The 16,557-nt window shown below is 64.1% G+C and carries 14 protein-coding genes and 1 pseudogene; 9 read left to right on the top strand and 6 right to left on the bottom strand.

Annotation, left to right across the window (positions count from 1 at the left end; all coding sequences use genetic code 11):
• The 5 genes from ACK5L9_RS05585 to ACK5L9_RS05565 all read left to right on the top strand — a co-directional run.
• Positions 1–837 (top strand): ATP-binding cassette domain-containing protein (locus ACK5L9_RS05585; protein WP_416910468.1); only part of this gene is annotated, 837 nt, incomplete at its 5' end.
• A complete protein-coding gene (locus ACK5L9_RS05580; RefSeq protein WP_416910467.1) occupies positions 834–1,793 on the top strand; it encodes an ABC transporter permease in 960 nt (319 codons plus the stop codon). The genes ACK5L9_RS05585 and ACK5L9_RS05580, both read left to right, overlap by 4 nt.
• Positions 1,794–1,796: 3 nt before the next feature.
• A complete protein-coding gene (locus tag ACK5L9_RS05575; RefSeq protein WP_416910466.1) occupies positions 1,797–2,750 on the top strand; it encodes an ABC transporter permease in 954 nt (317 codons plus the stop codon).
• Between the two features lie 5 nt (positions 2,751–2,755).
• A complete protein-coding gene (locus tag ACK5L9_RS05570) occupies positions 2,756–4,045 on the top strand; it encodes an alpha/beta fold hydrolase (protein ID WP_416910465.1) in 1,290 nt (429 codons plus the stop codon).
• Complete coding sequence (locus ACK5L9_RS05565) at positions 4,042–5,823, top strand: aminopeptidase P family protein (RefSeq protein WP_416910464.1); 1,782 nt, start codon at positions 4,042–4,044, stop codon at positions 5,821–5,823. Before ACK5L9_RS05570 ends, ACK5L9_RS05565 begins: the two co-directional genes overlap by 4 nt.
• Here ACK5L9_RS05565 and ACK5L9_RS05560 read toward each other — a convergent pair.
• The 5 genes from ACK5L9_RS05560 to ACK5L9_RS05540 form a co-directional block, all read right to left on the bottom strand.
• On the bottom strand, positions 5,796–6,926 hold the full coding sequence (locus tag ACK5L9_RS05560) for an ABC transporter ATP-binding protein (RefSeq protein WP_416910463.1): 1,131 nt from the start codon (positions 6,924–6,926) through the stop codon (positions 5,796–5,798). The two genes, ACK5L9_RS05565 and ACK5L9_RS05560, sit on opposite strands and share 28 nt — an antisense overlap.
• Before the next feature lie 19 nt (positions 6,927–6,945).
• Positions 6,946–8,496 carry an alpha-amylase family glycosyl hydrolase gene (locus ACK5L9_RS05555; protein ID WP_416910462.1) on the bottom strand — a complete coding sequence of 517 codons (1,551 nt, stop codon included), beginning with the start codon at positions 8,494–8,496 and terminating at the stop codon, positions 6,946–6,948.
• Position 8,497: 1 nt separating this feature from the next.
• Positions 8,498–9,631, bottom strand: coding sequence for a carbohydrate ABC transporter permease (locus tag ACK5L9_RS05550; protein ID WP_416910461.1), 1,134 nt, complete (start codon positions 9,629–9,631; stop codon positions 8,498–8,500).
• A complete protein-coding gene (locus tag ACK5L9_RS05545; RefSeq protein WP_416910460.1) occupies positions 9,631–10,626 on the bottom strand; it encodes a carbohydrate ABC transporter permease in 996 nt (331 codons plus the stop codon). The genes ACK5L9_RS05550 and ACK5L9_RS05545 overlap by 1 nt, the downstream gene beginning before the upstream one ends.
• A gap of 70 nt (positions 10,627–10,696) precedes the next feature.
• Positions 10,697–12,052 carry an ABC transporter substrate-binding protein gene (locus ACK5L9_RS05540; protein ID WP_416910459.1) on the bottom strand — a complete coding sequence of 452 codons (1,356 nt, stop codon included), beginning with the start codon at positions 12,050–12,052 and terminating at the stop codon, positions 10,697–10,699.
• A 466-nt stretch (positions 12,053–12,518) separates the two neighbouring features.
• Here ACK5L9_RS05540 and ACK5L9_RS05535 point away from each other — a divergent pair, with 466 nt between their 5' ends.
• The 4 genes from ACK5L9_RS05535 (at position 12,519) to ACK5L9_RS05520 (ending at position 16,381) form a co-directional block, all read left to right on the top strand.
• A complete protein-coding gene (locus ACK5L9_RS05535; RefSeq protein WP_416910458.1) occupies positions 12,519–13,460 on the top strand; it encodes an ABC transporter permease in 942 nt (313 codons plus the stop codon).
• Positions 13,457–14,269: an ABC transporter permease gene (locus tag ACK5L9_RS05530; RefSeq protein WP_416910457.1), complete on the top strand. Its 813-nt coding sequence runs from the start codon at positions 13,457–13,459 to the stop codon at positions 14,267–14,269. The genes ACK5L9_RS05535 and ACK5L9_RS05530 overlap by 4 nt, the downstream gene beginning before the upstream one ends.
• Complete coding sequence (locus ACK5L9_RS05525) at positions 14,266–15,834, top strand: ABC transporter ATP-binding protein (protein WP_416910456.1); 1,569 nt, start codon at positions 14,266–14,268, stop codon at positions 15,832–15,834. The genes ACK5L9_RS05530 and ACK5L9_RS05525 overlap by 4 nt, the downstream gene beginning before the upstream one ends.
• Positions 15,835–16,081: 247 nt before the next feature.
• Entirely contained in the window at positions 16,082–16,381 is a 300-nt protein-coding gene (locus tag ACK5L9_RS05520; RefSeq protein WP_416910455.1) for an IS630 transposase-related protein, read from the top strand.
• Here the strand turns inward: ACK5L9_RS05520 and ACK5L9_RS05515 are convergent.
• Positions 16,382–16,557, bottom strand: a pseudogene (locus ACK5L9_RS05515) (IS110 family transposase); the annotation flags it as partial.

Raw genomic sequence — 16,557 nt, 5'->3', positions numbered from 1 at the left:
GCCGAAACCGTGGTCGAGATACGCGATGTGCATCTGACCTATCGGGTCGAAAGCTTTCTGGGCAAGGCGCAAAGCCTGAACGTCCTCAAGGGCATCGACCTGACCGTCACGCGAGGCGAGACGGTCGGGCTGGTCGGCGAAAGCGGCTGCGGGAAATCGACGCTGGCGCGGGTCATCGCCGGGCTGACGCCCGCGACGCGGGGCAAGGTCGCGTTGCTGGGGCAGGATCTGGGCGGGCTGGACGCCACCGGCTGGCGCGCATTGCGCCGCGAGGTGCAGATCGTCTTTCAGGATCCCTTCGGCTCGCTGAACCCGAAACGGCGGGTCGGCTCGATCATCGGCGATCCGTTCCGCCTGCACGGCCTCGCGCGGGGCGAGGACCGCAGGGGTAAGGTCCGCGACCTGATGGAGATGGTCGGCCTGAACCCGGAACATTACAACCGCTTTCCGTCGGAATTTTCCGGTGGCCAGCGGCAGCGTATCGGCATTGCCCGCGCGCTGGCCCTGAACCCCGCGCTGATCATCTGCGATGAACCCGTCTCGGCGCTGGATGTGTCGATTCAGGCGCAGATCCTGAACCTGCTGCGCGAATTGCAGCAAAAGCTGGGGCTGACCTATCTGTTCATCAGCCACGACCTGACCGTGGTGCGCCATGTCTGCGACCGGATCGCGGTGATGCAGGGCGGGCAGATCGTCGAGACGGGCCTTGCCGAACAGATATTCGACGCGCCGCAGCATCCCTATACACGGGTGCTGCTGGGGGCCAGCAAGTCGCCGCCCGCGATCCGGGGCGATCTGAACCGGCATCTGACCGAAACGCGCGAGGTGGCCCTGTGACCGTAACGACCCAGGATCGCGACGATCCCGCAACCGCCATCGTCCAGCGCAGTTCGCTGGAGCTGACGATGCGCCGGCTGGCCCGCGACCGGGCCAGCCTGATCGCGCTGTGCGTAATAGTCCTTGTGGTGCTGCTGGCGGTATTCGCGCCGCTGGTCGCGCAGATGACCGGCCATTCCCCGATCCGGCAATTCCGCGACACCGGCCTGACCCCGATGGGCATTCCGGTCGGCCCGAATGCCGAGTTCTGGCTGGGCACCGACCAATTGGGCCGCGACGTGCTTGTACGGCTGGCCTATGGCGCGCGGGTGTCGCTGCTGGTGGGGGTGCTGGCTTCGCTGGCAGCGTCCTGCATCGCCGTGATCGTGGGCACGACGGCGGGCTATTTCGGCGGTTGGGTCGATACGCTGCTGAGCCGCCTGATCGATCTGGTGATGAGCGTGCCCTTCCTGCTGTGTGCGCTGGCGCTGGTTTCGGTCATGGGACCAAGCCTGATGCTAAGCGTCACGGTCATCGTGTTCTTTAGCTGGGCCGCAATGGCGCGGGTGATCCGGGGGCAGGTCATATCGCTGCGCCGGCAGGAATTCGTGCAGGCCAGCAAGTCGCTGGGGGCCGGGCCGCTGTCGATCATGGTGGTGGACATCCTGCCCAACCTGTCCGTGCCGATCATCGTCTACACCACGATGATGATCCCCAGCGCCATCGTGTTCGAGGCGACGCTGTCCTTTCTTGGCATGGGCATCGTGCCGCCGACGCCAAGCTGGGGCGGGATGCTGGCGGATGCCTCGTCGAACTCGTTGTATCTGGTGGCATGGTGGATGGTTTTCGTGCCGGGGCTGGCGCTGCTGGCGACGACGCTGGCCTTCAATATTCTGGGCGACGGGCTGCGCGACGCGCTGGATCCGAAAAGCGCCCGCACCGCCGCGCGGCTCAAGCGCAAGCCAAAGGAGGGTTGACCGATGATCCGCTTTCTTGCCCGCCGTCTGGCCTTTGGGGCGATGGTGCTGCTGGTGCTGTCCACCTTTGTCTTTCTGCTGTTCTATGTCGCGCCCGGCGATCCGGCGCGGATGATCGCGGGCGACAAGGCGACCGAGCAACAGCTTGAACAGATCCGCCGGAATATCGGCGTGGATCGGCCCATCACGGAACAGTATGTCCGCTTTCTGGGCAATGCGGCGCAAGGCGATCTGGGTTATTCCTATCGCTCGCGCCGTCCGGTGGCTGACATCATCGTGCGGCGCATACCCGCGACCGTTTCGCTGGTGTCGGGGGCGGTGCTGATCTGGCTGGCCATCGGTCTGCCCATCGGCATCATGTCGGCCCGCCATCCTGGCAGCCTGCGCGACCGGATGGGACAGGGCTTCATCCTGACCGGACTTAGTTTTCCGACCTTCGTGCTGGGAATGATGTCGCTGTATCTGCTGTATTTCCTGCCCAAGCAGGCCGGGTTCACGCTGTTCCCGCCGGGGGGCTACAAGCCGATCAGCCGTGATCCGCTGATCTGGGCCTGGCACATGATCCTGCCCTGGATGACGCTGGCGCTGACCATGGCGGCCTTTTATGCCCGGCTGACGCGCGGCCAGATGCTTGAGGTGATGGGCGAGGATTACATCCGCACCGCCCGCGCCAAGGGTCTGTCCGAACGCGCGGTGACGTGGAAACACGGCATGCGCGCGGCGCTGACGCCGCTGGTCACGCAGCTTGGCGCCGATATCGCCCTGCTGCTGGGCGGTGCCATCGTGATCGAGCAGGTCTATGGCCTGCAAGGCGTGGGCGCGCTGGCTGTGCAGGCGGTGGCCAATCAGGACCGGCCGATCATCATCGGCGTGGTCCTGCTGGGCGGGCTGTTCATCGTGCTTGCGAATATCATCGTCGATCTGCTTTACATGCTTCTCGACCCCCGAGTCCGGTGAACCACATGCCCATTGCCGAATATACCATCCCCGGTCTGCGCATCCGCGACCACATGATCGACGTGCCGCTGGACTGGGCACAGCCCGGCGGGCCGACGATCAAACTGTTCGCCCGCGAGGTGGTGGATGCCGCCCGCGCTGGTCAGGATCTGCCGGTGCTGTGCTTTCTGCAAGGCGGGCCGGGCGGCAAATCGCCCCGGCCCATGCGCGGCGGCGGTGCGCCATGGCTGCGCGAGGCGCTGAAAACCCACCGCGTCATCCTGCCCGATCAGCGCGGCACGGGCCGGTCCAGCCCGATCCTGCCGCAGGTCATCGCCGCGCAGGGCGAGGCCGGCGGTGACTATCTGGCCCTTTTCCGCGCCGATTCCATCGTCGCCGATTTCGACCATTTGCGACAGGCGCTGTTCGGCGGCAAACGCTGGCAGACGCTGGGGCAAAGCTATGGCGGGTTCCTGACACTGACCTATCTCAGCCTTGCGCCGCAGGGCCTGTCGGCCTGTTACGTCGCGGGCGGGCTGCCGGGACTGAACGCGCGGGCCGACGATGTCTATCGCCTGACCTATCCGCGCGTGCTGGCCAAGAATGCTGCCTATCACCGCCGCTATCCTCAGGACGCGGCCCGGCTGGCGCGGATCGCCGATCTGCTGCAATCCGACGATATCCGCCTGCCCGATGGCGACCGGCTGACCGCGCGCCGGTTCCAGACCATCGGCATCGATCTGGGCATGGGTGACGGGGCCGAGGTGATCCACTGGCTGATCGACGAGGCATTCGACGCCGATGACCGCCTGACCGACACATTCCTTGCCCGCGCGATGGAGCTGACCACCTATCATGGCCGTCAGCTTTTCGCGGCCATCCACGAGGCGATCTATGGCCAGGGCGAGGGCGCGACCGATTGGGCCGCGCATCGCATCCGTGACGAATTTCCCGGCTTCGATCCGTCCGCGCGGCCCTTTCTGCTGACCGGAGAGATGATCTATCCTTGGATGTTCGACGACATCGCCTCGCTGCGGCCCTTCCGCGAGTCAGCCACGGCACTGGCCCGGCGGCCCGTCCATACGGCGCTTTACGACCCCGCCCGGCTGTCCGCGAACGAGGTGCCGGTGGCGGCGGTGATCTATCACGACGACATGTTCGTCGATCAGGGCCTGTCGCTGGACACGGCGGGCCGGGTCGGCAACCTGACCCACTGGATCACCAACAGCCATGAACATGACGGCATCCGGCAGGACAGCGCGGTTTTCGCCACGCTGCTGCGCATGGTCGGCGACCGGGGCGGCGCGCTGGAATGAACCACCTTGCTCACCTTCGCGCCGAACTGGCCACGCTTGGGCTGGACGGTATCGTCGTGCCCCGCACCGACGCCCATCAAAGCGAGGTGACGGCCCCGCGCGACGATTGCCTGCGCTGGCTGACGGGCTTTACCGGCTCGGCCGGGATGGCGGTGGTGACGCAGGAGCGGGCGGTGATCTTTGTCGATGGCCGCTATCAGGTGCAGGTCCGGCACGAGGTCGATCCGGCAGAATGGAGCATGGGCCACCTGCATGACGCCCCGCCGCAGGACTGGCTGCGCGACCATGCCGCGCCCGGCATGCGGATCGGGATCGACGCGATGCGCGTCAGCGTGACGCAGTTCCGCAATCTTGCCGCCGGATGCGCGGGCGCAGGTGCGGAACTGACCGCGCTTGAGACCGATCCGTTTGACCGCATCTGGCCCGACCGCCCTGCCCCGCCGCTTGGGCCGGTGCGCAGCCTGCCCGACGCCCTGACGGGCGAGGAAAGCACCGCCAAGACCACCCGCATCGCCGCGACCCTGCGCGGCAAGGGCGCGGATTTTCTGGCCGAAACCCAGCCCGACAATATCGCCTGGCTGCTGAACATCCGTGGCTCGGACGTGCCGATGAACCCGGTGCCGCATTCCTTCCTGATCCTGCATGCCGATGGCCGGGCCGAATGGTTCGTCGATCCCTCCAAGCCGGGCTCGGGCGCGATCAGCGGCGTCACTCTGGCAGCGCCCGACGCCTTCCTGCCACGTCTTGCCGCGCTGGCCCCCGGCAAGACCGCGTTGATCGACCCCGATTTCGCCCCGGCCGCCGTCGCGCAGGCGATCACTGGCGCGGGCGGGCGGCTGATCGAGTCACCGGACCCGGTCACGCTGGCCAAGGCGCTGAAAAACCCGGCCGAATTGCAGGGATTCCGCGATTGCCACCTGGCGGATGGCGTGGCGATGGTCGAATTTCTGGCATGGCTGTCAGAGGCCGCCGCCTCCGGCCCTGTGACCGAGCTTCAGGCCGAGGCGCGGCTGCATGCCTGCCGCGCCGCACAGCCCGGCTTTCACGAGGACAGCTTTCGCACCATATCAGCGGCGGGGGCGAACGCGGCGATGTGCCACTATGCCGCCGCGCCGGGCAGCACCTTTGCAATTGGCCATGACGCGCCCTATCTGGTCGATTCCGGCGGGCAATACGACACCGGCACGACCGACATCACCCGCACGATGATGTTCGGCCCCGCCACGCCCGAGCTGCGGCGGGCCTGTACCGCAGTTCTGCGGGGGTTCATCGGGCTGATCTCGGCGCGCTTTCCGCAGGGGACGACGGGCCATCAACTTGACGCCTTTGCCCGGCGGCCCTTGTGGGATCTGGGGCTGGATTACGACCACGGCACCGGACACGGAGTCGGCCATAACCTGCTGGTGCATGAATACCCGCACCGCTTTGCGAAACAGGCCAATCCCCACGGGCTTGTGCCCGGCACGATCATGACGGTCGAGCCCGGTTTCTATCGCGCCGGAGCCTTTGGCATCCGCATCGAAAATCAGGTCGAGGTCATCGCCGACGGGCCGGGTTTCTGCCGCTTTGCCTCGCTGACACTGGTGCCAATCGACCTGAGCCTGACCGATCCGGCGATGCTGACCCCTTTCGAAACGGCGTGGATCGACGACTATCACCGGATGGTCCGCGAACGGCTGGAGACGCGGGTCACGGCGCGCGACTGGCTGCGCGCAGCCACCCGCCCGGTCGCCGAAATCGCGCTGAGCCGCTATTCCGCCGCGCTGCGCGGCGTATAAGGCGGCGGGGGGCCGTCGCGATACAACAGCGACTGCCCCTGATGGAACAGGTGCAGCGATGTGGGCGCGGCGGACAGGCGCACGGACTTGCCCGCAAGGTTCGGGTTGATGCCCGGCAGCTTGGCAATCACCGGAGCCCCCTGCCCCGACGTGCCGAAATACAGCAGCGTGACCTCGCCCAGGGCTTCGGTCAGATCGACCCTGCCCTCGTACAGGTAATCGTCGCCGCCACTGGCGACCATATCCTCGGGGCGGACGCCCAGATTGACCTGCATCCCCTCATCCTCGGCACGGGTGGGGATGGCGACGCGGGCAGTACCGCCGCCGTCAAGCTGCACGACGGTGCTGTCGCCGGTCGCGGCCACCCTGCCCGGCAGCAGGTTCATCGCCGGAGAGCCGATGAACTGCGCCACGAATTCGGTCATCGGCCGTTCATACAGTTCCAGCGGCGCACCCACCTGCGCAATGCCGCCACCCGCCAGCACGACGATCCGGTCGGCCAGCGTCATCGCCTCGGTCTGGTCATGGGTGACATAGATCATGGTCCGGTCGGGCATCGACGCCTTGAGCTGCGCCAGTTCGATCCGGGTGGCCACGCGCAGCGCGGCATCCAGATTCGACAGAGGTTCGTCGAACAGATAGACCTTGGGGTCGCGCACGATGGCCCGGCCGATGGCGACGCGCTGACGCTGACCGCCGGAAAGGGCCTTGGGCAGGCGGTCCAGATAGGGTGTCAGTTGCAGCATCTTGCCGGCGCGGTCGGTGGCCTCGCGGATTTCCTGTTTCGACTTGCCGGCGATTTGCAGGGCAAAGGCCATGTTGTCGCGCACGGTCATATGCGGGTACAGCGCATAGGACTGAAACACCATCGCGATGCCCCGTTGACTGGGCGGGATGTCGTTCATCCGTTGCCCGTCAATGTGGAAATCGCCGCCGCTGATACGTTCCAGCCCCGCGATCATCCGCAAAAGCGTGGATTTGCCGCAGCCGGAAGGCCCGACAAACACGATGAACTCGCCGGATTTGATGTCGAGATCGATATGCCGCAGAACCTCGACATCGCCATAGGACTTTGCCACATCCTTCAAACTCAGATCGGCCATCTTGTGTCGCCCCCTCTCTTTAACCTTCCATGATCGTGACCTGCCACGGTGCCAGCCCATCCGCCTCGGCATCGGACAGATTGGCACGGACATGCAGGGTTTCGGTGCCGTCGGACCGGCAGAAGCCAAGCACCGGGCCCGTGGCGGTCATTCCGGTCAGTTCGCCCGTTCGCAGCGCGACATGCCGTGCGCGCAGCGCGATAGCCCGGCGATAGTGATGCAAAAGCGAGCCGTCATCAGCCTCTTGCGTGGCGACGCCGCGTTGCAGATGCCCATCCGGGACCGGCAGCCATGGCACCCCAGCCGAAAACCCGCCATTCGCGCCGCCATCCCAGACCATTGGCGTCCGGCACCCGTCGCGGCCCTTGAATTCGGGCCAGAACTCGATGCCATAGGGATCGCGCAGATCCTCAAAGCGCAGGTCGGCCTCGGGCAGGCCCAGTTCCTCGCCCTGATAGAGGCAGACCGAGCCGCGCAGGCAGATCAACAGCGTCACATAGGCCCGTGCCGCCTGATCGGACAGGTTCCAGCGGCTGACATGGCGCACGACATCATGGTTCGACATCGCCCAGCAGGGCCAGGCATTCGGCGCGACGGCCTGCATGTCGTGAAAGACCTGCACGATCCGGCTGGCGGACAGGCTGTCACCTGACAGGAAGTCGAACACATAGGACATCTGCAACCGCCTGCTGGGAACCCCCTGCGGCGTGCCGGTATATTCCTCAAGCAATTCCAGCCCGCGCTCGCTGTCGCCGATCTCGCCGACCGAGGCGGCACCGTATTCGGCAAGCAGCGCGTTGAACTGTTCCAGAAAGGCCAGGTTTTCGGGCCGGGATTTGTCATAGCGGTGGCTTTGGTGGTTATACGGGTTGACCGCCGGGGCCGTGTCCGACCTGCGCAATTCGGGCGGCAGGGGCGGGTTGTCGCGCAGTTCTGCGTCATGGAAATAGAAATTCACCGTATCCAGACGGAATCCGTCCACGCCCTTTTCCAGCCAGAAGCGCGTCATCTCCAGCAGGGCCTCGCGCATGTCGGAGTTGTGAAAATTCAGGTCAGGCTGCGAGGTCAGGAAATTGTGCAGATAGTACTGCTCGCGCCGTGCATCCCATTGCCAGGCACTGCCGCCAAAGATCGACAGCCAGTTCGTCGGCGGGGTGCCGTCGGGCTTTGGATCGGCCCAGACATACCAGTCGGCCCGCGCGTTGTCGCGGCTGGCGCGGCTTTCGGCGAACCATGGATGCTGGTCCGAGCTGTGCGACAGAACCAGGTCGATCATCACCTTCAGGCCCAGATCATGCGCCCGCGTGATCAGCGCGTCGAAATCCTCCATCGTTCCAAAGATCGGGTCGATGCCGCGATAATCGCTGACATCATAACCGAAATCCTTCATCGGCGATGTAAAGAAGGGCGAAATCCAGATCGCATCCACCCCCAGCGACGCGACATAGGGCAGGCGCTGCGCGATCCCGGCCAGATCACCGATGCCGTCCCCCGTCGTATCCTGAAAGCTGCGCGGATAAATCTGATAGATTACCCCGCCCTTCCACCAGTTTGCCACGTTGTCTTTCACGTCAACCACCCTTCACCGAGCCGGCCAACAGACCGCGCACCAGGTATTTCTGCATTGCAAAGAACACGATCAGCGGCACCGAGATCGAGATGAATGCCGATGTCGCAAGAATTTCCCATTCCCCGCCCTTCGAGCCCATCAGCTCGCGAAGGACACCGGTCATGACCAGTTGCTGCGGCGTGTTGCCAAGAAACACGGTCGCCACCAGAAGATCGTTCCAGACCCACAGGAACTGAAAGATCGCGAAAGAGGCCAGCGCCGGGAAGGACAGGGGCAGGATGATGCGGCGGAAAATCTGGAACTCGGTGGCGCCATCGACGCGGGCGCTTTCGATCACCTCGCGCGGCAGACCCGCCATGTAATTCCGCAGCAGATAGATCGCCAGCGGCAGGCCAAAGCCGGTATGGGCCAGCCATATCCCCAGATAGCCCTTGCCGATACCCAAGTCGTTATGCAGCCGCAACAGCGGGATCAGCGAGACCTGCAATGGCACGACCAGCAAACCGACCACGGCTGCGGTCAGCAGGGCGCGGCCCGGAAACTCCATCCAGGCCAGCGCATAGGCCGCGAAAGCCGCGATCAGGATCGGGATGACCGTCGCCGGAATCGTCACCGTCAGCGTGTTCATGAAGGCCCGGCCCAGACCCTCGGCGGTCAGCACGCGGCCATAATTCCCGGTCGTGAATTTCGGCGGAGTTTCGGTTGTGGTGAAAATCCGCTCGCCCCGGCGCATCTCGAACGGGGTGGGCGATGTCAGCCGGTAATTGCCATCCTGCCCGACGGTCAGTTGCCAGCCCTCTTTGGTCGTGGCGGTGTCTCCGGGCGCAAATTCGCCGGGCGCGCGGGCATTCGTGCCCCAGGCGATCAGCGTCTGATCGCCCTCAAGCGCGCTGCCCTCGATGACATAAAGGCCATCCACCTGTTTCGCGTCATCCCCGGTGCCCGAGCGGACAAAGCCCGTCTTTTCGGATGCGGAAAAGGACTGCCACCAGCCGGTCAGGGAAATCTGGTCGCGGTCGCGAAAGGACGACACGAACAGCCCCAGTGTCGGGATGGTCCACAGCAACACCAGCAGCAAAGCCGAGATGTTGACAGCCCATGTCAGGGTCGATTTCTGTCCGGCCATGCCCTCCATCAGCGAACCTCCCTGTGCACGTTGCGGATGTTCCAAATCATGATCGGCGTCACCAGGATCATCAGCACGATGGCGATGGCCGAGCCGCGCCCATAGTCGGGCGTTCCGCGGAACATCCAGTCATACATCAGGTTCGCCAGAACCTGTGTTCCCCACTGGCCGTTGGTCATCACAAAGACGATATCGAACACCTTCAGCACAGTGATTGTGATCGTCGTCCAGACCACGGCGATGGTGCCCATGATCTGCGGCACCTTGATCCGGTAAAAGACCTGCCAGGGCGAGGCACCGTCCAGAATTGCCGCCTCGATGGTTTCCTCGGGGATGCCGCGCAGCGCTGCCGACAGGATCACCATGGCGAAACCCGTCTGGATCCAGACCAGCACCACCATCAGGAAAAAGTTGTTCCACGGGATCAGCGTCAGCCAAAGCTGCGGATCGCCGCCCAGGTTCGTCACGATCCAGTTCAGCAGCCCGATCTGATCCTGATCCGCGTCGCGGTATTCATAAATGAATTTCCAGATGACCCCCGCACCGACAAAGCTGATGGCCATCGGCATGAAGATCAGCGACTTGCCGATATTGCCCCATCTCAGCCGGTCGGTCAGTTGCGCCGCGATCAGCCCGAACAGCGTGGACAGCGCCGGTACGACCAGCAGCCACAGCATGTTGTTTCGCATCGATTCGCGGAACTTGCCGTCGCCGACCAGCCAGCCGTAATTGTCACCGCCCACAAACCGGTTCCCGTCGGCGCTGTGCAGCGACCGCCAGAAGCTGTCGATAACCGGATAGACCAGATAGACGCCCAGAAAGATCAGCGCCGGGCCCAGAAACAGCCAGGGCCGGATCTGATTGGCCTTGCGGATATTGTCGCCGGCATTCGCGCCGCGCGGCGGATAGATCGCGTCCAGGATCATGTTCGATCCCCAGAACCAGGCGACGCAACCGAATACACCGACAGCGATGGTGCTGACGGCCAGCCACAGAAGTTCCATCCCTTCCCCCCCCCTTGCTGCGATGCAACGGCGCGGCAAACGCACCGTTGCGGATTGCGGGCAGATCCCGTTACCTGATCGTGGTCCAGGTCTGCTGGATCTGGTCGGCGACCTCTTGCGCGGATTTGCCGCCGACGAAATCGACCATGCCGGTCCAGAACGCCCCCGCGCCGATGGCGCCCGGCATCAGATCCGAGCCGTCAAAGCGGAAAGTCGTCGCATCCAGCAGGATATGGCCCATCTTCCGTTGCATGTCGTCGGCATAGGCGTCGGTATTCGCGCCCTTGAACGGCGTAAGAAAGCCTGATTGTGCCATCCAGATTTCATGCGCGGCGGGCGTTTTCAGGAAATCGACAAAGGCCGCCGCCGCCGGGTTGTCGGTCAGCAGCGCGAACATCGTGCCACCGCCCAGAACCGGCTGGCCAACGCTGCCATCCGCCGGGGCCGGGAAATAGAAGAAATCGGCATCCTCGCCCACCACGGTCCCGTCCGGAAAAAAGGACGGGATAAAGCTGGCCTGACGATGCATGTAGCAGGCCGGGGGGCTGCCAAACAGGCCCTTCGGGCTGTCGCGGAAATCGGTCGAGGCGACCGAGGCCGCGCCGCCCGAGACAAAGCCGTCATTCTTCGCGAACCAGCCGAATTCCTCGATGGCCTTCACCACCTTTGGGTCGTTGAACGGCAAGGCATTCGTCGTCCAGCCGTCGTAATCCTCGGGCGTGTTCATGCGCAGCATCAGATCCTCGACCCAGTCGGTCGCGGGCCAGCCGGTCGCCCCGCCGGAACCCAGTCCAATGCACCACGGCGTTTCGCCATCCGCCGCGATCTGTTCGGTCAGCGCCTTCAGCTCCTCATACGTGGCCGGCACCTCGTAGCCGGCATCCTCGAAATTCTCGGGGACATACCAGACCAGCGATTTCAGATCGGCCTTGAACGGAAAGGCATAGACATGCTCGGCCCCGTCCGGCCCGGCATAGGTGCCCAGCCGGGCCCAACTGTCGCCTGCGGCGTAGTTATCGTGCAGCCACTGCGCTGCACCGTCCGGCAAGGGCTTCAGATGCCCCTTTTTCGCCAGGTCGGCAGCCAGACCCGGCTGCGGAAACACCGCCATATCAGGAGGAGAGCCCGCCTCGCTGTCAATCACGATCTGCTGTTCGAAACTGTCCGAACCGGAATAATTGACGGTCGCGCCGGTCGCCTCTTCGAAATAGGGCAGAAGCGAGGTGAACAGTTCCTGATCGGGGCCAAGCCAGGGCGCCAGCAGGTTGAAGGACTGGCCTTCCAGACCCGTATGCGCGGCCTTGAAATCCTCAAGGCTTTGCCAGTTGATGCGGTCGTCGCTGCCCGGCTGGATGATCATCTCGGCCTGCGCGGCACCGACGAACAAGGCCGCCATGGCGGCGGATGAGAACAATATGGTTTTCACGTCTTCCTCCCGTTCCGGTCCGGAATCGTCACGGACGTCCGGCCGATATCGCTAACATTTATGACGGATTTCCCCGCTTTTGTCAAAGCGCTTGTCATTTTTTTCGTCATTACCCCCCTGAACCTGTTCATGGAAGCCAGGTTTTTTTTCCTCATGGCACCCATTCCCATATTTTTATCAATATTTATTGACATTTGCATCTTCCTCTTCCCGTCTCTCTGCTGAACAGCAGAATCTAAATCGCTTTCAAATTTCTTCCAAAAAAACCGAAGCGGTTTGCCCGGAAACCGCCGATATCGGGCCGTCAGACCCACGGGATCCGCGTAACCGCAACCGACAGGACCGGGCGTGGTTCCCGATCCTTCGATGAAACCACGATTCGGTCACGAAATCTTCCCTCCATCCCAAGGGATAGTCCGGTCGCAAGGCGCTTTACCGCAGACAAGAGGCGGATTAGCGTCGCCATATGTTGCGTTACGTACTGCGCCGGATGACCTCTCTTGGACTGAGCCTGATCGTGGCCTCGGCCCTGATCTTTTCGGTCATCGAACTGGTGCCGGGCGATCCGGCCAGCTTCATGCTTGGAACCGGGGCACAGCCCGACACCGTCGCGGCGCTGCGTCAGCAGATGGGGCTCGATCAGCCTCTGCCCTTGCGCTATGCGCAGTGGGTGGGCGCGCTGTTGCAAGGCGATTTCGGGCAAAGCTATACCTACAAGACGCCGATTGCCGGAATGCTGGCAGACAGGTTGCAGGTCTCGTTGCCGCTGACGCTGCTGGCGCTGATCCTGTCCTGTGCCATCGCCTTTCCGGCGGGCATGCTGGCCGCCGCACGGCAAGGGCGCGCGGGCGATACGGCGGTGATGGGGATCACGCAGCTTGGCATCGCGCTGCCGAATTTCTGGTTCGCGATGCTTTTGATGATGCTGTTCGCGGTTCGTCTGCAATGGCTTCCGGCAGGCGGGTTTCCGGGCTGGTCCGATCCGCTGGCGGCGCTGCGGGCGCTGATTCTGCCCGCCGTCGCGCTGGCTCTGCCGCAGGGGGCGATTCTTGCCCGCGTGCTGCGATCCGCGCTGATCGAGACCCAGGGACAGGATTATATCCGCACCGCGCGGGCCAAGGGCCTGACGCAAGGCCAGACCCTGCGCCGTCACGCGCTGCGCAACGCGATGATCCCGGTCCTGACGATCATGGGGATGCAGTTTTCCTTTCTTCTGGCCGGAGCAATCATCATCGAGAACGTCTTTTCCCTGCCCGGACTGGGGCGGATGATCTTTCAGGCCATCAGCCAGCGCGATCTGATCCTTGTGCAATCGGCGGTACTGATCCTTGTGGCCTGCGTCATCGCCGTCACCTTTCTGGTCGATCTGGCCTATGCCGCCGTCGATCCAAGGCTAAGACGCGGATGAAGGCACGGATGACCCTGGGTACGGTGCTGGCGGGGCTGCCATTGCTGGCGGCGGCGCTGTCGCTGGTCTGGACGCCCTATGACCCGGCCGCGATGGCCATCGCCGACAAGCTGCAATCGCCATCGGCGGCGCATTGGTTCGGCACCGACCATTTCGGACGCGACATCCTGTCGATGGCGATGACCGGCGCGCGAACCTCGATTTCCGTGGCGCTGGCGGCAGCGGGGATCGGCATGTGCCTTGGCGTTCCTGTGGGGTTGCTGGCGGCCGCCCGTCGCGGTACCTGGCAGGACGAGCTGGTCATGCGCGGCAACGACCTGATCTTTGCCTTTCCCTCGCTGGTGATCGCGATCCTGATCGCAGCGGTGCGCGGGCCATCGGCGATGAATGCGGTCATCGCCATCGGCATCTTTAACATCCCGGTCTTTGCCCGCGTTACGCGCGGCGGAGCGATGCCGCTTTGGACGCTGGACTACATCCGCGCCGCCGAGGTCGCGGGCAAGGGCCCTGCGCTGATCAGCCTGCAACATATCCTGCCCAATATCTCCAGCCTGCTGATCGTGCAGGGCACCATACAGTTCAGCCTTGGCATTCTGGCCGAGGCGGGGCTGTCCTATATCGGCATCGGTGCGCAGCCTCCGACGCCAAGCTGGGGCCGCATGCTGGCCGAGGCGCAGACCATGGCCGCCATCGCGCCGCATGTCGCCGTCGTTCCCGGCCTTTGCATCGTGCTGACGGTGATGGGCCTGAACCTGCTGGGCGACGGATTGCGCGACGCGCTGGATCCGCGGCTGAGGGCGCTGCAATGATCGAATGCCGCGGCCTGTCTGTCCTGATCAACGGTGGCGATGTGCTGCGCAATGTGGATCTGCGGCTGGCCCCCGGCACGATCACCGGACTGGTCGGCGAATCCGGCAGTGGCAAATCCATGACGGCGCTGGCGATCATGGGGCTGTTGCCGCAGGGCGCGCGCAGCGGCGGGCAGGTGTTGCTTGACGGGCAGGATCTGCTGACCACGCCCGAGACCGATCTTTGCGCCATCCGGGGCCGCCGTATCGGCATGATCTTTCAGGAACCGATGACGGCGCTGAACCCGCTGATGACCATCGGCGATCAGGTGGCCGAGGTTCTGCGCATCCATCACCGTATGGCGCGCGGACCGGCCCTTGGGCGCGCGCGCGAAAGACTGGACCGCGTCGGCCTGCCCGCGCCGCGCTTTCCTCTGACGCTTTACCCGCACGAACTGTCGGGCGGGCAGCGTCAGCGCGTCGCCATCGCCCTTGCCATCGCCGAGCGCCCGGACCTGCTGATTGCGGACGAACCCACCACCGCGCTGGATGTGACGACGCAGGCGCAGATCCTCGATCTGCTGACGGGGCTGGTCCGCGACGAGGGGATGGCGCTGCTGCTGATCACCCATGATCTTGCGCTGGTGGCGGGGATAGCCGACCGGGTGGCGGTGATGAAATCGGGCCGGATCGTCGAAGAGGGCGCAACCGAAACCCTGTTCCGAACACAGGCCCATCCCTATACACGCCAGCTTTTCGCCGCCTCGCGCCATGCCCCCGCGCGGCAGAAACCGCAGGGCATCCCTTCGATGCTGCGGATCGAGAACGCCACCCGCGAATACCGCCTGCCCCATGCCACAGGCGCGCTGCGCGCCGTCGATGATGTCAGCCTGACCATCGGCCGGGGCGAAAGCGTCGGGCTGGTGGGCGAATCCGGATGCGGAAAATCGACGCTGACGCGGGCGATCCTGGGCCTCGATCCATTGCAGCGCGGGCGGATTCTGCTGGACGGGCAGCAGGTCATGGCGGGCCGCGCCATGCCACGCGAATTGCGCGCCCGGATGCAGGTCGTCTTTCAGGATCCCTTCGGCAGCTTCGATCCGCGCTGGCAGGTCGAAAATCTGGTGGCCGAGCCGTTCCACCTGACCACCCGCCCGCCCGACTGGCGCAGCCGTGTCGGCGCGGCGCTGGAAGAGGTCGGACTGACGGCCCCGGACGCGCACAAATATATCCACGAATTCAGCGGCGGCCAGCGTCAGCGCATCGCCATCGCCCGCGCCCTGATCATCCGCCCCGACCTGATCGTGCTGGACGAGGCGGTCAGCGCGCTGGATGTCCGGGTCCGCGCGCAGGTGCTGGACCTGCTTGCGGGTCTGCGCGGCAGCCATGGCCTGTCCTATCTGTTCATCAGCCATGATCTGTCGGTGGTGCGCGGCATCTGTGACCGGGTGCTGGTGATGGACAAGGGCCGCATCGTCGAGGATGGCCCGGCAGATCAGGTCATCGGTGCCCCGCGCCACCTGACGACACAGCGTCTTGTGGCTGCCATGCCGCGCTTTCCCGCAAAATGGGTGCCGTCAGGTTGACTGTTCGGGCACTGATCATGCCCAGCACGAGCAAGCAGAGCGTTTCAATACGGGACTTGCTCAGCGGCACGTGTGGGGATAGCGTTTTCCAGATCGGCGAGGGCATGATTATTCAAGGAACCGCTCCTTTGGCAGGGGAATCGCATTTGGCTCTGAGGGCCTGACGGTGTTTGGGACTCTTGCGGCGAAGGCCGTCATATAGCCAAGAGACCTTAAACTGATTATTTGTGTGTCATGACGTATTCACTTGATTTCCGCCGCCAGGTTTTGTCCGTTCGGGATTGCGAGTCTGACCCGATGGGCGAAGTCGCCTGAGCCCATGGCGACACGCGAGGGGCGCCCCCGCAAGGTCGATCTGGAAAAGCTGGCGCAGGACGTCCGGGACCACCCCGACGCTTACCAATATGAACGGGCGGCGCGGTTCGGTGTCACACCGAAGGCGATAGTTCTGCCGCAGAAACTCGCCCCAATGCTGTGTTGCGGGCAGGTATCCCTCGCGCGTCAACCACGCAATCGTTTCAGTGTTGAGGTGGAGTATCCGTTTTGATCAAGCGTTTTTTGGAACCCACACGCGGTCGGCCTTGACCAAGGCGTTTGCGGTTTCGATGAGCTTTCGCATGATTGCAACGATCGCGACTTTTGCGGGTTTTCCAGCAGCGCGCAGAGCCTCGTATTTTGCCTTGAGGTCTGGATTATACCGCATCGCAACAAGCGCCGGCATGT

The sequence above is a fragment of the Paracoccus sp. (in: a-proteobacteria) genome (assembly GCF_047973135.1).
Classification (GTDB): domain Bacteria; phylum Pseudomonadota; class Alphaproteobacteria; order Rhodobacterales; family Rhodobacteraceae; genus Paracoccus.
The sequence above is the reverse complement of the archived record's forward strand: the minus strand, read 5'-3'. Positions and strand labels throughout refer to the sequence as shown.

Bases quoted from the DNA above. Each gene is read 5' to 3' on its own strand.
- ACK5L9_RS05545 (WP_416910460.1), bottom strand. From the start codon at position 10,626: ATGGAACTTCTGTGGCTGGCCGTCAGCACCATCGCTGTCGGTGTATTC.
- ACK5L9_RS05530 (WP_416910457.1), top strand. From the start codon at position 13,457: ATGAAGGCACGGATGACCCTGGGTACGGTGCTGGCGGGGCTGCCATTG.
- ACK5L9_RS05570 (WP_416910465.1), top strand. From the start codon at position 2,756: ATGCCCATTGCCGAATATACCATCCCCGGTCTGCGCATCCGCGACCAC.
- ACK5L9_RS05565 (WP_416910464.1), top strand. From the start codon at position 4,042: ATGAACCACCTTGCTCACCTTCGCGCCGAACTGGCCACGCTTGGGCTG.
- ACK5L9_RS05560 (WP_416910463.1), bottom strand. From the start codon at position 6,926: ATGGCCGATCTGAGTTTGAAGGATGTGGCAAAGTCCTATGGCGATGTC.
- ACK5L9_RS05535 (WP_416910458.1), top strand. From the start codon at position 12,519: ATGTTGCGTTACGTACTGCGCCGGATGACCTCTCTTGGACTGAGCCTG.
- ACK5L9_RS05550 (WP_416910461.1), bottom strand. From the start codon at position 9,631: ATGGAGGGCATGGCCGGACAGAAATCGACCCTGACATGGGCTGTCAAC.
- ACK5L9_RS05575 (WP_416910466.1), top strand. From the start codon at position 1,797: ATGATCCGCTTTCTTGCCCGCCGTCTGGCCTTTGGGGCGATGGTGCTG.
- ACK5L9_RS05525 (WP_416910456.1), top strand. From the start codon at position 14,266: ATGATCGAATGCCGCGGCCTGTCTGTCCTGATCAACGGTGGCGATGTG.